This is a genomic window from Microbulbifer mixtoriginis (SeqCode) (assembly GCF_052467945.1).
In genome coordinates, this window is record NZ_CP174328.1 from 306,065 (window position 1) to 321,725 (window position 15,661).

General features: G+C 45.3%; 10 protein-coding genes. 8 read left to right on the plus strand and 2 right to left on the minus strand.

Going from position 1 to position 15,661, the window contains the following annotated elements:
• Window positions 1-40: 40 nt before the first annotated feature.
• The 8 genes from ACJJIJ_RS01315 (at window position 41) to ACJJIJ_RS01350 (ending at window position 13,908) form a co-directional block, all read left to right on the plus strand.
• A complete protein-coding gene (locus ACJJIJ_RS01315; protein ID WP_286037005.1) occupies window positions 41-982 on the plus strand; it encodes a sulfotransferase domain-containing protein in 942 nt (313 codons plus the stop codon).
• A gap of 94 nt (window positions 983-1,076) precedes the next feature.
• The gene (locus ACJJIJ_RS01320) at window positions 1,077-3,281 is read left to right on the plus strand and encodes a glycosyltransferase family 2 protein (protein ID WP_444938442.1); all 2,205 of its coding nucleotides are present in this window, start codon (window positions 1,077-1,079) and stop codon (window positions 3,279-3,281) included.
• A 743-nt stretch (window positions 3,282-4,024) separates the two neighbouring features.
• Complete coding sequence (locus tag ACJJIJ_RS01325; RefSeq protein ID WP_444938443.1) at window positions 4,025-5,755, plus strand: SLC13 family permease; 1,731 nt, start codon at window positions 4,025-4,027, stop codon at window positions 5,753-5,755.
• A 34-nt stretch (window positions 5,756-5,789) separates the two neighbouring features.
• A complete protein-coding gene (locus tag ACJJIJ_RS01330) occupies window positions 5,790-6,710 on the plus strand; it encodes a glycosyltransferase family protein (protein WP_444938444.1) in 921 nt (306 codons plus the stop codon).
• A gap of 29 nt (window positions 6,711-6,739) precedes the next feature.
• Complete coding sequence (locus ACJJIJ_RS01335) at window positions 6,740-8,752, plus strand: capsule polysaccharide biogenesis protein (protein WP_444938445.1); 2,013 nt, start codon at window positions 6,740-6,742, stop codon at window positions 8,750-8,752.
• Between the two features lie 149 nt (window positions 8,753-8,901).
• Entirely contained in the window at window positions 8,902-9,972 is a 1,071-nt protein-coding gene (locus ACJJIJ_RS01340) for a phytanoyl-CoA dioxygenase family protein (RefSeq protein WP_252084756.1), read from the plus strand.
• A gap of 691 nt (window positions 9,973-10,663) precedes the next feature.
• The gene (locus ACJJIJ_RS01345; RefSeq protein ID WP_252084757.1) at window positions 10,664-11,917 is read left to right on the plus strand and encodes a capsule polysaccharide biogenesis protein; all 1,254 of its coding nucleotides are present in this window, start codon (window positions 10,664-10,666) and stop codon (window positions 11,915-11,917) included.
• Window positions 11,918-12,138: 221 nt separating this feature from the next.
• Window positions 12,139-13,908, plus strand: a complete 1,770-nt coding sequence (locus ACJJIJ_RS01350; protein WP_444891146.1) for a DEAD/DEAH box helicase — start codon at window positions 12,139-12,141, stop codon at window positions 13,906-13,908.
• A gap of 81 nt (window positions 13,909-13,989) precedes the next feature.
• Here the strand turns inward: ACJJIJ_RS01350 and ACJJIJ_RS01355 are convergent, their stop codons facing one another.
• Together ACJJIJ_RS01355 and ACJJIJ_RS01360 are read right to left on the minus strand one after the other, a co-directional pair.
• Window positions 13,990-14,529, minus strand: coding sequence for a cytochrome b (locus ACJJIJ_RS01355; protein ID WP_444888162.1), 540 nt, complete (start codon window positions 14,527-14,529; stop codon window positions 13,990-13,992).
• Window positions 14,530-14,630: 101 nt separating this feature from the next.
• Window positions 14,631-15,566, minus strand: coding sequence for a LysR family transcriptional regulator (locus ACJJIJ_RS01360; RefSeq protein ID WP_444938446.1), 936 nt, complete (start codon window positions 15,564-15,566; stop codon window positions 14,631-14,633).
• Window positions 15,567-15,661 lie beyond the last annotated feature (95 nt).

Here is a 15,661-nt window from a genome sequence, read left to right on the forward strand (position 1 = left end):
GTAATAATATTTTTGTTTTTTACAAAAGTGAATATTTTTAATGCGGATTTTAATCTATGGGTTGAGTAAATCTGGGACCACTTTTCTACATACGATGGTGAAGAAATCTATGGAAAATATACTTCATGGGAGCTCCCAAGAAGTTTTTGAGCCATATGATATCTATGAAACTAATGGATCTCTACTGTATTCTAAAGATGGAGTAAATTGCCATGTGGAATCAAATGATAATGAGATTGTTAAAGCCTTACTTGATTCTGGAGTATCGCCCACAAAGATATTACGCTATCAGGACTATTTCGATAAAAAAATTTTTATTGTTAGGGATCCTCGTGATAGATTCATCAGTCAGACTTTATATAGGTGGCACCGGGCACATAACCCAGATAAGAATAAATTTGAAAGGACTCTCAGATTAGTCAGACATAAAGAGTTATATCCGAAAGATATACCTACATTTTTTTTGTTTAACCAGAGTCACAAATCTTTTTCAAGATTTGCAAAAAAAATTACAGATCTACATCTAAAAGTTGAAAAATTCCTCACTGCAGTTAATAAGGACTGGCTTATTTTGAAATATGAGGATTTAATTGATAGAAATTTGGGGCAGTTAGAAGAATACCTTACCTTTCCTGTTGAGAATAATATCTCCGTTGATAAAAATCACAAAGGAGTTATCAGAACTAAGTCCTATGGAAATTGGAGGGAATGGTATTCGGAAGAAGATGTAACATTTTTAAAGCCTATTTTCAAGAGATATATGTGCTACTTGAAATATGATTTCTCTGATTGGAAGTTAGAATATCCAAATTCACTTCCTAAATCCCATGGATCTGAATATATGGTCCATATTTTCTCTGGTGGGAATGTTGAGCTAGAAGCTTATTTTAATAGTCAAGAAGCTGCAATAACACAATATAGTATTACTAGAGACTTCAAGTCTCTTTTATTTAAATTATTTGGTTCATCTAAGTTTAAATAAATTAAATTTATCGTTCAAGAGTATAGGTTTTTTTCTAGGATTACAGTGCTTTAACAAATGATATGAAAATATTGAAGAGTTATTTAATGTTTTTATGAAAACTGAAATTTCAAAAATTACTATTCCTCATTTCACTAGATACGATTTACGTCCACTTTTAATTCCGCTTCAGGGATTAGAAGTTAAGAGTGAGACCCATGGTAACGTAGTGGGAAGATCAACAACCAATCAGCCAAATTTTAGCATAGACAACAAATATATGTCACGTGGATGGTATATGGTCGAGGTTTTAATTGAGTCTAATCTAAGCTATTTAAATGCGATTTTCACCCTACGGCAGAATGACAGGAATAAATCTCAGAAGCTTCACCTACCTGTTCGTAATGGACGTATATCCAAGCGTTTGCTTTGGTTTGCTAGGGGAGGAGAAGAATTACAGTTTTCTCCCGCTCAAACTGAGTGTAAATTTACTATTCGACAATTAACCCTTGTTCGAGTATCGTTTTTTTTTGCTCGTGATCGAATGCGCTCACGACTTAAGCGTCGCCAATTACAAGTACCATTCAGGCTCACAAACCGTTGGGCTTGCTACGACGCCACATTTAGACCAACTGGGGTACGTGTATCTTATAGAGATTGGGTGAATAAAATAGAACCAACCTTTTGGCCCGATCCGCTTGATTCCTCAGATAAAATAAAATTTCTATTGTTAATGCCCATTGATATAAATGATCCCCTGAAGTCTATTCGAAGTACTATCGATTCAATTCTTGACCAAGACTATAAAACTTGGCAACTTTTTATTTTACCTTCAGATGAAATTACAAAAGACACTTTTATCGCGCTTGATAAAATTGTGAATGGAAATGATAGAATTAAATGGTTTGATAAATCTATATCTGTAAATCAATTTGCAAATCTTATCTCTTTTGATGCTTACCAACTTTTATGTCCTCCGCGTGCATCACTTTCCTCCAAAGCTCTCACTTGTCTACAGCATGTTTTACAGAGCAAGCCGCATGCAAAACTAATCTATGCGGATGAGGATTTTCTTAATGAAGCTGGGAAAAGATGCCTGCCTGATTTCAAGCCTGCTTGGAATCCAGATCTATTCTTCTCAAGGAATTATATTGGTGAATTTGTTCTTTTTGCCCCTGGTTTAGTAGATATTTCTGAAATTCATAGACTATTTTCTGAAGATGCATGGGATTACTCGTTATTCCTCTTGGCTTTACGGAAGCTAAAGAAGCCGCAACGGGAAATTATCCATATCCCTAGAGTCCTTTTTCACAGGCAGAAATCCTCTTATAATACAAGATATTTACAAAAGAGTGAGCACATTTTAAAGACATATCTAAATGATGTAGGATGCAGAAATGTTGAAGTAAAGGCTATGACAAACCATAAGGTTCTTAAGCTTCGTTGGCCCCTTCAAAAAGAAGAACCCCTGGTTTCTCTTTTGATACCCACACGAGATATGTTATCGATACTTCGTCAATGTATCGAAAGTATTGTTAATCATACTACCTATAGGAACTATGAAATACTGGTTCTTGACAACCAAAGTGTTGATCCGAAAACACTAAAATATTTGTCTGCGTTGAAAGGATACCCCAATGTTAGAGTGCTCAAGTACGATGCACCCTTTAATTACTCGGCAATCAACAACTTTGGTGTCCAACATGTTCGTGGTGATTTTATTGGTCTGATAAACAATGATATCGAAGTGATTTCTCCTGACTGGCTAAATGAAATGGTTTCACATGCCTTAAGGCCAGAAATAGGTTGTGTTGGTGCCAAATTGTATTATGGTGACGGTCGTATACAACACGCTGGCGTCGTTGTTGGTCTGGGGCGATTAGCAGGTCATCCTCATAAATTTTATCATCGCAATGAAGAAGGGTACATGAATCGTCTGATGTGTACACAAAATTTCTCTGCAGTTACAGCTGCTTGCTTAGTGGTGCGAAAGAGTATTTATGAAACTGTTGGAGGGTTAGACGAACAACATTTCGAGGTGGCCTTCAATGATGTTGATTTCTGTTTGAAGGTTAAGGAAGCTGGTTATCGTAATTTATGGACACCTTGGGCAGAAATGTATCACCATGAATCTATTAGTCGAGGTATTGATAATACGCCAGAAAAGCGGGCTAGGTTTGATCGTGAAGCAATGTGTTTAAAGACCAGGTGGTCAACATACGAGGGAAAGGATCCCTACTACAGCCCATTCTTAACTCATACCAGGGAAGACTTTTCTTTAGGTCTAAATGAAAAAACAAAGGCTCCTTTGTGGCGCTGAATGATTGTGTCAGTCGATAAAAAGTTGATTTTCCCTAGAGGGCATTGGCAGACTTATCAAAGCTCCACAGATGACTCCGACTATATTACTAGAGTACTTACTATAAGTGGAATGTGCTGTAGTGTGTGTGCGATATAATGTTAAAAAGTTGCGCGCTGAGGGGCGTTTGTGAATTTCTGGGGTGTGCCCAAGGATTTAATTTTAGCCCATGACTTTTCCTATTATTGCTTCTTAGTGGATAATATTTGGCCTATGCACCGTAAATAGTATTGGTTCTTTAAAATATGCCTCTTTAAAACGTAGCCATTTGTTTTGTCGTTATTCCACAATCCATAGCTATATACTTTGAGAATTTGCTCGTAGTTGGCGCAAAACATCTTGGATTTGTTGCCACAGATTTCATATCGGGTTTAGAGGAGGTTTTTCGGGGGTAGTTTTTTATCTGTTGAGCAATTTTTGAGCAACCCTAAGATTGATACCTGTTTAATTTATGAGCAGGTAGTTTATTGTTCATGCACTGGCATACTTAGGGCTGAACAACCCAATCTCTTTAGTCACTGATAGAAGCTATTGGGCTAGTATGCTTCCATCTTCATCCCTGCGAGAAGAACTAGATTCATTACGAGGTTGGGAGCAAAGCTAGGCGTTGGGTGCCGGCAACAGATTTAGTATAGTTTGCCTTTGCCAAAGATATCTTTTAGGTGAAATATCTACCTAGGTAACCAGAGCGACCCCCCAATTTTATGACTTTTTCCCAATTATTTGTTGCTGGCATTTTCGGTCTAGTTATCTTTACGCTGATTTTTACTCGTGTTCGTCCCTCCTTAGTTTTTGCCTCTGCTGCTATTGTATGTTTTTTGACCGGGTTAGTTCCAGCCGAGTCGGTGCTACAAAAGGCGGTTAACCCCGGCTTGGTGACATTGGTCGTGTTACTACTAATCTCTATTGGCTTGGAGAAAGCACGCTGGCTCCGGGCGATATCTGATGGTTTGATCGGTGGGAAGTTAATATCCAGCCTACTTAGACTTACCAGTGCTACCGCCCTGAGTTCTGCCTTTTTAAATAACACAGCTATTGTCGCGGCGTTGGCATCCAGTGTTAAGGCTCAGAAGCGCCATCCTTCAGGTAAGCTCCTGTTGCCTTTATCTTATGCAGCCATTCTCGGTGGTACACTGACACTAATAGGCACCTCTACTAATTTGATTGTAAATAGCTTTGTCTTGGATAGGGGGGCGGCGTCACTGGACTTTTTTGCTTTCCTACCTATTGGTAGTGCCGCGGTTATGGTAGGGCTGGTAGTATTGTTACTGTGCAATCATCTACTCCCCGAAGGGGGTGCCGTAGAGGAGGAGGCGGCTCAGTATTTGTTGGAGGCTGAAGTCATTCCCGCTTCACCGTTGGATGGCCACAGTGTCGAGCAAAACAATTTACGCCAACTCGAAACACTCTACCTAATCGAAATTGTTCGTGGAGGGCAGAGTATTAGCCCTGTAGCCCCCACCGAACTTATTCGTAGTGGTGACAAGCTGATTTTTAGTGGTGATGTACGTGACCTACAAAGGCTCCAGGCTATAGAGGGGCTGCATTTGTTTGCATTGGATGATGATACTCTGCATATGGACCTGACAGAGGTCGTTCTAACTCCCAATTCCAGTATCGTCGGTGAAACCTTAAAAAGTTGTCAGTTTCGAACTCGTTTCGATGCAGCCGTGGTGGCAATGCGCCGAGGCGGTGATCGCCTGTCCGGAAAGCTTGGTGAGGTTGAGCTTCAACCTGGTGATGCCTTACTTTTGGCGGTAGGGCAGGATTTTAAGCACCATCGTAATATTGATAAGAATTTCTATGTAATCAGTGGTACTGATGTACAGCGCCAACTAACTTCTAGGGACAGTTGGTTACTGGGGCTGGGGTTCGCTAGTGTTGTGGCAGGATCAGCTCTGGGGCTCTTTTCACTACTAAAAGGCTTGGTGGTATTGCTAGGTTTTATGGTGATATTGAACATCGTTACTACCACTGAACTACAACGGCGCTTTCCATTCCAGATCTGGATCATTATTGCCAGTGCGTTAGTCTTAGCAGAAGCTTTCTCCGGTAGTGGACTGGCAGATAGTCTTGCTCTGTCAATGCGAGATTCACTCCAGGGGGCTGGACCATTTGTTGGGGTTATTGGTATTTTTTTGCTGACTCTGTTGTTAACCGAATTGATGACCAATAATGCTGCAGCGGCGCTCACATTTCCATTAGCCTGGAGTTTAGCCGATAGCTTTGGCGTTAGTTGGATGCCGTTTGTGATGGCTGTAGCTTATGGGGCCAGTGCAAGTTTCCTGACGCCTTTTGGTTATCAAACTAATTTAATTGTACAAAACTTGGGTGGCTACCATTTACGTGACTTCTTACGTGCAGGCTTACCCCTCACAATTGCCTATTCAATAACAGTTTTGATACTACTGCCAATCATATTTCCTTTTAAGTGATGACCCTATATTTACCTGAACTACTGGAGTATGAATGGAAGTAGCTAGCCGTTGGATCGTTGTAGAGGAGGGGCCTAATCCCTCGACCGATTACTTTGTTATTCCCTACTTACGCAAGCTTGGGGTAAATATCAAGCGCTTAACTTTCAATGAGCTTCCTTCTGAAGGTGAGCTCAAAGGGGTGCAGCTCATTTTTGTACGTTATATTTCTCGTTCCTGGCAATCACTGATACAACAGAATTTAAGCAAGTTATCTGGCGTTTCGGTATTTCTTGATGATGATTTGTTGGATTGGTCGGCCTTCGCGAGGATGCCAGTGCGCTATCAGGCCAAAATCCTGCGCTATAGCTGGTCCAAACAGCGTTGGCTAAAGTCTATAGGGGCGAAATTACTGGTCTCAACTCCATTTCTACAGAATAAATATCGGGATTGGTCCCCTGAATTATTGTCGGCAGAGCCACTGGATCTAGATAAAGGCCAGCAACTTTCTATTTTCTATCATGGATCAGCGTCCCACTATGAGGACATCAACTGGCTCTATCCAATTATCAAAGAAGTAATGGCAGAAAATCCGGATCTGAGCTTTGAGATTATTGGGGATAAACATGTAAATCGTTTATTTAGTGGTGTACCAAGAGTACGGGTACTGTACCCCATGAAATGGCCTACTTATTTATCCTTGCTACGGAGGCCGGGACGTTCTATAGGCTTAGCTCCTCTTTTGGACAGCCCCTTCAATAGGGCAAGATCCCATACCAAATTTTATGATATTACGCAGGCAGGTGCGGTGGGCATTTATGCGGAGGGGGCTATCTACGGTAAGGTGGTTCGACATCAGGAGAATGGAATTCTATTGCCTATGGAGCCATCACTCTGGATAGAAGGCATTTTACAATTGGCAGCTGATGATGCTTTAAGAGGAAAACTGCTGAGTGAGGCAAAAAAATGCCTGTAGTTGGGCACTGCTCTTTAGGGCTTAGCAGAATGCGTACCCTAGAGCGTTTTCTTGGTGCTAAGTGTCAATATGTATTTTCCAGGCCTAATAGAAACATAAGCCAAATGGTGGGCTGGGGGCTCAAGGCTACGTCGATAAAGGCAAAGCGAATAGCCACACGGAATGGACTTCCTTACTTCTGTATTGAGGATGGTTTTTTACGCTCTCTGGGGTTGGGAGTGGAGGGAGCACAAGCGCATAGTTTGGTCATGGACTATAGCGGTATTTATTACGACGCCTCTCGCCCCAGTGATCTTGAGGGCTTGATCAGTGCAAGTGATTTTAGCGTTGAAGAACTCAATAGGGCTGAAAATGGACTTTATCTTCTTCGTACCCACCGTTTGTGCAAATATAATAAATCGGTTGACATCCCTCTGGATTTAGCAGATGAGCGTCCGGCGATCCTGGTGGTAGACCAGACTTATGGTGATATATCAATAACCGCTGGGTTGGCTTCCGAGAGCCACTTCAGGGAAATGCTGCGAAGTGCGATTACTGAAAATCCAGGTGCTGAGATCTGTGTCAAAGTACATCCTGACGTTATTTCAGGCAGAAAACGTGGTTATTTGCAAGAGCTTGCAAAGCAAGAAGGCTGTAGGATTATTGGACAGGATTTATCTCCATGGTCAATATTTGACCGCGTTGAAAAAGTCTATGTAGTTACCAGTCAGCTGGGTTTTGATGCATTGATCGCAGGTAAGGAAGTGCACTGTTTTGGTGTTCCTTTCTATGCAGGCTGGGGGCTCACAAAGGATCGCCAGTTTGTTGACAGACGCAATGTAAAACGAACACTGACTGAAATTTTCTGTGCGGCCTATCTTCGCTATTGCCGTTATATCAATCCTTATACGGGTGTTACATGCGAATTTGAAGATACGTTGTCATTGATTTTGGAACAAAAAAGACAGTGGCAACGTTTTCAGGGGACATGGTTAGGAATTGGATTTTCCCCATGGAAACGCAGTTTTATTCCCAATTTTTTGGGGGATAAATCTAGGATTACTTTCTTCAGATCTCTTGATAGGGCTGCAATAACCAGACCTAATACCAATATTTTGGTGTGGGCCAGTAAGGTTACAGATTCTTTGGTTGAGCAGTGTCAACAAAATCAATTAAATTTATGGAGAATTGAAGATGGTTTTCTACGCTCAGCGGGTTTGGGTGCTGACCTGGTAAAACCAAGCTCATTGGTATTGGATGCGTGTGGTATTTATTTTGATGCCCGCTATTCCAGTGATCTGGAAGTGTATCTCAATAGTGCTAGATTTTCATCGGAAAGTTTAATTCAAGCAAAAATATTGCGAGATAATTTAATAAATAAAAGAGTAACTAAATATAACATTGGTCGAGAATTGTCACCTTATGAGCTGGAGATTCCGAGGGATAAAAAAATTATTCTAATTCCCGGTCAAGTTGAGAGTGATGCTTCCATTGCCACTGGATCGCCGCTAATAAAAAGTAACTATGCTTTGTTGAAAGAGGTGAGGGCGAGAAATCCTAGTGCCCATATTATCTATAAGCCCCACCCAGATGTTGTTGAAGGTGCAAGAGAAGGGGGGATGCCTGTAGGTGCAAAATCCCTTTACGACAGTTTAATTGAAAAAGGTGATATTTCTCTGCTTTTGGATAAAGTGGATGAAGTGCATACCATGAGTTCACTGTGTGGTTTTGAGGCTTTGTTGCGAGAAATCAAAGTGGTAACTTATGGGCTTCCTTTTTATGCTGGTTGGGGGCTTACAGAAGATATACTTCTCAGTGCGCCAGTATATGACGCTTTCGATTTGCAGTCTTTTAAACTTCGGCGGCAAAGAGCGTTAAGTTTGGAGCAGTTAATCGCTGGTACTCTACTTTTCTATCCTGTATATGTGGATTCGGTGAGCGGTGAATTTATTGATGCAAAAACCAACATTGAGATCTTGCAAAAAAGTCGAAAATCCGATCAATCGGCAAGCTTTTTCTTGCAGATATTTCGTTGGTATCGGAGTCGATTTTTAAAGTATTGAATTTCAGCTCAATACTTTTTATCTATGTTTTGTCAATTAATTTGGCAACAAATATAAGTCGGTTTTGAGTGTTTGATTTTGTTGGGCCTCCCTCTTTTTTGTGGGAGGGGTAAAACCTGCTTAGAACATATTTTAATTTGGGGAGTGTTATGTGGCGTTCTATGGTTGGGCTAAGCTGGAAAGTACCAAAGTGGATTTTTGAGTCGCTCAGCTGGGGTAAAAGTTTTAAGAATAATCCCCTGCTGGGCAATAGCTTCTTAAATCGCTGTGGGTTACATGTGATCAGAGTTATTCTGGCCCACCTGCTTTTTCGATTTCGTCTTTTACTATTATCTCCTTTGGTCTCCTCAGAAGATCGGCGTGAATTCATACGTAATGGTTATTTACTTAAGAAAAATTTTCTTTCTCAGGCTGAGTTTCAACGCTTGACTAAAGAGTTGATTGAGCTGAAGGCCCCTGTCAGAGAGGTTATTGAGGGAACTACCATTACCCAACGAGTCTTTATGGACTCTACGGAGAGAGCTAAAACACCAAATTTTCAAAGGCTTTATTCCCATAAAGGTTTGGATAGATTGATGCGTTATTGTTCTTCAAAGAATCGACCTCCACTCTTTTATATTGAAAATTTATGTAACCATGCGAACGTCACTCCACGTCCAGATCCTCAGCGGGATTTGCATGCAGACACGTTTCATCCATGTGTAAAAGCCTGGTTATACATAGATGATTCTTCAGATACTAATGGCTCATTTGTTTATGTTCCCGGTTCCCACCGGTTGACATGGAGGCGGCTCAAATGGGAATACAGGCAGAGTTTAGAAGCATGTAAGAAAGGGGCCGATCGTGCTCCAGGGCGCTATTGGGATGGCTCATTTCGCGTAAGTACTCAGGAACTGGCAGAAATGGGTTTTAAAGCGGAGAAGCTATCCGTGCCGAAAAATACGCTTATCATTGGCAATGTTTATGGTTTCCATTGCCGTGGTAGAGCGCTACAAAAGTCACACCGAATGACGGTTTGGATGCAGGCGCGTGATAACCCATTTAACCCCTTGTTCACCCCTTTCCCGAGATCAACCGCGTTGCTATTTGAGTGGATATGGAAGAAGGCGTTGATGAAGATTGATAGCCGGAAAACAGAAGGAGGAGAACAGAGTAACTATTTTGGTACCTTTAATCGTGCTAAAAGTGTGATGGCTTCCAAAATACTTGAGTCTGAATAATTCTGAATGCAATCGATTGAAATACATTTTATTTTAAGTTGGGCACTGTAGTGCAGAGAAAAAGTTGGCTCTTGAAAAAGTGAGCGCGCATCAAGTTATTTGAAATATATTAGAGGATTTTAAACCTGCTAGAGACGAACATTGCTGGCGAGCTCCTCGTGTAATAGGTTGTCTTGGCATTATTTTCTTTACTCTCTAGAATAGCCGTCCGTGAAGTACGCCACACTCTTCAAATGAGCAATCTCAGAGAGTCATCTGTTCTGCTATATATAAAGTGAAGGCTACTGGTGTCTATTCCGGTTCCTATAGAGCCTGCTTCCAACCCCATTACTGAAATGAATTTTGAATCTGCATCAATTTACCAGAGAAGTATCCACAGGCCCGCATCGTTATTTATCGGGCAAACTTGTCTCTAAAGGTGGCTTTTCAGGCTATCGCCTGATGGATAAATTTGCGGTAATGTATCCTGAAGACCTGTTTATGCCGCTAAATTAGTGCCTGTACAATCGATGTTCGTTTTTTATTCGGAAATTTTTGGGCTATTGAATGACCAGCTTTGTGTTTCTTGTTGCGATGTTTATTGGTCTGCTATAGCAGTCGTTTGTATGTGATGAGTTATCGATCGTACCCTTGATGTTTCATTGTTCAGTTTCAATGCCCCTAGTAGGGTGACTCCGGAGTAGGCCTATTCATGTCTGTGGCAGTATTTTTACAGGGACCGCATGGCCCGTTTTTTGCCCAGCTGGCAAAGCGGTTTTCGCAACTCGGTGTTGTTACCCACAAGATCAACTTCAATGGAGGTGATCGCTACTTTGGCTGGGGGAACTACCAAGTAGATTTCACCGGTAGAGAAGCTGACTGGCCATCTTTTTTTCGTCGTTATCTTTCTGAGCATGGCGCTGATACGGTTTTTGCATATGGCGACTGCAGAAGGCTGCATGAAAGCGCCAAAAAAGTATGCCAATCGATGGGAGTTGCTTTTATCGTTTTCGAGGAAGGCTATCTGCGCCCCGATTTTGTCACTATGGAGTGGGGTGGGGTTAATGCTTTTTCCTCAACTGATTGGTCCAGGCAGGCAATAGACCAATATCTACCTAGAGGCTGTACCCCGGCGGCGCCAGTTGGTCATACTTTTTGGCGGCGTGCCTACTTCGCATCTGCTTATTACTTGGCTATGCGTTTTGCCCAATCAGAGTTTGCCAGTTATCGCCATCACCGGAATCGCAGTTGGTTACAGGAGGGCGTCTGTTGGCTGAGAAGCTTTTATCGTAAGGGACTCTATAAGTTCAACGAGCGCGGCCTTATCCGCCAGATGACTGGAAAGTACAGTGGCCGTTTTTACCTGTTTCCTCTGCAGACCTGCGATGATTTTCAGTTGCGCAAGCATTCTGACCTGCTCTCGATTGAGAATGCGATAGATGTCGTGTGTAAATCTTTTGCACGAAATGCGCCTGAAGATACGGTCATTGTTTTTAAGCACCATCCGATGGACCGCGGCTTTTGCCACTATCAAAGGCTGATCAGTGTACTGGAAGCGCGTTATCGGATAAGTGGGCGGGTGATTTATTGTCATGATCTGCATTTACCGACCTTGTTGGACCATACAAGGGGTGTGGTAACTATCAACAGTACTGTGGGCATTTCCGCACTGCTTCACAAGGTGCCTACCAAGGTAATGGGGCGGTCCTTATATGATTTGCCGGGTTTGACGCACCAGGGCAGCCTTTCTAGTTTCTGGAAAAAGCCAGAGCCGGTAGACATCAATTTTTTCCGGCGTTTTCATACTTATCTGTATGAGCGCACACAGGTGGATGGCAGCTTTTCCCGAGGGCTTAAGTCGACAGTGGACAGGATTTGTGCCCGTTTGAAGGAAGTTGGTAGAAAAGACTCCATTTTGCCGCTATCAAAGCCTGTCGGCACTAATATCAGGACCGATGCAAAATGAGTGTTCAGTGGTTTTTTAACTAGATTGCGGCCCCTGCCTGGTCTTTTCTCTTCTATCATTCTCCCACTGTGGGGCCGAGATTTCGCAGCTGTTGTGGCTTTCTTCTGGTATCTGCTTAAAAAACAGGCTGATCTGGGACGCCTAACCTGTTAGACTGCGCGACCTTTTGACCCACCGCTCCGGTCCCACGATAGGGACTTAGGCTTCAAGTGAATTCCGAAATGACCGATACCCCAAAACCGGCCGGCTTCGACCAGCTGGGCCTGCCGCCTGAAATCCTAACTGCCATCGAAAAACTGGGTTATGAGACCCCCTCTCCGATTCAGGCACAGACAATCCCCTCCCTGTTGGAGAATCGCGATGTGCTGGGCCAGGCCCAGACCGGCACCGGCAAAACAGCTGCTTTTGCACTGCCTTTACTGTCCAAACTGGACCTGAAAAACCGTCGGCCGCAAGCTTTGGTACTAGCGCCGACTCGTGAATTGGCTATCCAGGTAGCTGAGGCTTGCCAGGCTTATGCTTCTAACCTGAAAGGCTTCCATGTGGCTCCAATTTATGGCGGTGCCGACTATCGTGGACAGATCCAACAATTAAAACGCGGTGTGCAGCTAGTGGTGGGTACCCCTGGCCGAGTGATGGATCATATGCGTCGCGGTTCCCTGGATCTCTCCAATCTGAGTACCTTGGTGCTGGATGAGGCCGATGAAATGTTGCGCATGGGTTTTATCGACGATGTGCAGTGGGTATTGGAACAGATTCCGGAAGAGCGCCAGATCGCGCTGTTCTCCGCCACCATGCCCAAAGAGATCGCTCGGATAGCTCGCGAGCATTTACACGAGCCAGTTGAAGTCAAAATCCGTGTCAAGCAAGAGACTGCGGAGACCATCCGCCAGCGCTACTGGCCCGTGGGCGGTTTGCATAAACTGGATGCCCTGACTCGTATCCTCGAAGCCGAGCCGGTAGATGCCACGATTATTTTCGTACGCACCAAAAACAGCACTGTTGAGCTTGCAGACAAGCTGGCCGCGCGCGGTTTTGCCAGTGCCGCCCTGAATGGCGATATGGCGCAGAACCTGCGCGAGCAGGTAATCGATAAGCTTAAGAACGGCAAGCTCGATATTGTTGTGGCCACTGATGTGGCAGCGCGCGGACTGGATGTGAAACGTATCAGCCACGTGATCAACTACGACATCCCTTACGATACCGAAGCCTATATTCATCGTATCGGTCGTACCGGCCGCGCCGGTCGTGAAGGGGATGCCATCTTGTTTGTGGCGCCGCGTGAACGCCGTATGCTACGTGTTATTGAGAAGGCCACCAAGAAACCCATTGAGAAGCTGGAGTTACCCAGTGCCGAGATGGTTAACAGTGCCCGTATGCAGCGCTTCCGCGAGCGTATTACCGCAACCCTGGAAGGCCAGACAGACCTGGCACCCTACCGCTTGCTGGTGGAGGAATTCCTCGCCCAGAATGAAGTGGACCCACTGGATGTCGCTGCTGCCTTGGCCTCCATGGCCCAGGGTGACCAGCCGCTGCTGATCAAAGAGCAGGAGTCCAAGCCGCGCAGGGAAAGGGAGCGCCGCGAGCGGGACGATGATTTTGAAGGGCGTCGCCGTAAGAAAGACGGTTATGAAAAAGACCGCAAGATGCCAGTACCCGATGAGGGGCTGGAGCGCTACCGTATCGAAGTTGGTCGCGAGCACGGTGTGCGTCCGGGTGGTATCGTTGGTGCCATTGCCAACGAGGTGGATCTGGATAGTTCCTATATAGGTCGTATTGAGATCTATGGAGACTTCACCACCGTGGACCTTCCGGAAGGTATGCCCAAGGAAATCTTCCAGCATCTGAAGAAGGTACGGGTGGCTGGTAAGCCCATGAAGATTTCCCGTTTCGATGAGTCGGCCGTTAAGGCGAAGGGCAAGCCTAAAGGTAAGCCCAAGGGCAAACCCAAGGGCAAGCCCAAGTTCAAACGGGATAATGGCGGGGAGTAATCTTTTCCCAGCGAATCCCGAGGCATAAAAAACGGCGCTTATAGCGCCGTTTTTTATGCCGCAAATCTAGGGTAGCTGTGCTTAGCGCTGCGGTAGCATACGGGTCAGAGTGCTGTCGCGCATGACGAAGTGGTGCCAGAGCGCGGCAGCGATATGCAGTCCCACCAATATCAGCAGGGCCGGCCACAGAACATCCTTGTGCAGGAAACCGAGCTGCTTGCCCAGGTCTGAATTCTCTGCTAGTAGGCGCGGTAGGGCAAAAAGGCCAAAAAACTCTGTATCCCTGCCGAACAGCTGACGCATCGCAATACCGGAAACCGGCATTGCTAGTAAAACCAAGTAGAGAGCACCATGGGTCAGGTTGGATAAGGCCTTCTGCCAGGAGCGGCCCTGGATCTGCGGGCGCTTGTGGCGCGCACGCCAGTAGAGACGAACTGCCAGCAGCATTAACACCGCGACACCCAGAGAGAAGTGCAGGCGCATAAACCAGCCGCGCATTGGGTCGTCGCGTTCAAAGAATTCGTGCAGCTCTACGGCGCCCCATACCGCCAGTAGTAGAATCACAAACAGCCAATGCAGGCCTTTACTCACTGAGTTCCAGCGATCATTCGTTGTGGACATAGAACGTCTCCTGTAAAGCAGCGCCCAGCGCGGGCGTTAGGTTGCGGCGGGCGTGTGCACCCGCTCCAGTTGTCTGTTGCTGATAGTAGTGGCTAGTTCGCTTAACTCGCCGCGCGAATCCCGTTTAGATGGCTAAAACAGGTATCCCGGGCGGTCCGCAGAAAGTCAGCGGCATAGGCTTTCTCCAGCATTTCCTCGCGTACGGCGGCATAAAGGGTACTCCATAGACCCTTTTCCCCCAGACGCAGCTGCGCCACAAATCCTTTTTGCAGATATTCGTGCAAGGCCCAGTTGGGCAGAGCGCAGACACCTCGGCCACTGGCCACCAGCTGCACCATCATAACCGTCAACTCTGCCGTGCGTACACCCGCGGGCTCGATGCCAGCGGGCTCGAGGAAATTCTGGAAAATATCCAGCCGCTCCCGCTCCACCGGGTAAGTGATCTGTACCTCTCTGGCCAACTCCCCGGGAGTCACCCAGCGGCGCTTGGCATCATCTTGTAATAGTGGATGTTTGCGGCTGAGTGCCAGGCACATCTCAAAGCTGAATAGTGGCTGATAGTGGATGCCTTTCAAATCCCGGTCTGGATTAGAGGTGACCACCAGATCCAAGTCACCGCGGGTAAGGGCCGGCAGCGGTGCGAAGTGAAAGCCACTGCACAGATCCAGCTCCACCTCGGGCCAGTCGTCGCGATAAGTATTCAAAGCCGGCATCAACCACTGGTAACAGCTGTGGCATTCGATGGCGATATTCAAGCGTCCCGACTGGCCGGAGGCCAGCCGTGCCAAGTCTCGCTGGGCTAGAGCCGCGCGCGGCAATATGTCATCGGCTAGCTGCAGCAGGCGCAAGCCGGCGCTGGTAAAGCGCAGAGGGCGGGATTTACGCACAAATAGTGGCAGGTTGTGGCGCTCCTCCATTTCCCGGAACAGATGAGAGAGGGCCGATTGGGTCAGGTGTAGATGCTCAGCGGCGCGCACCAGGCTGCCAGTCTCGCGCAGAACAGAGAGGGCGCGCAGATGGCGCATTTCTATCATCATTAAAATTATTCATGTTCATTGCAAAAAATATGAAATTGATTGAATAACACTACAGGCACACAATCAAGTCCTAAGCCTCACAAGTGGTGAAGCCG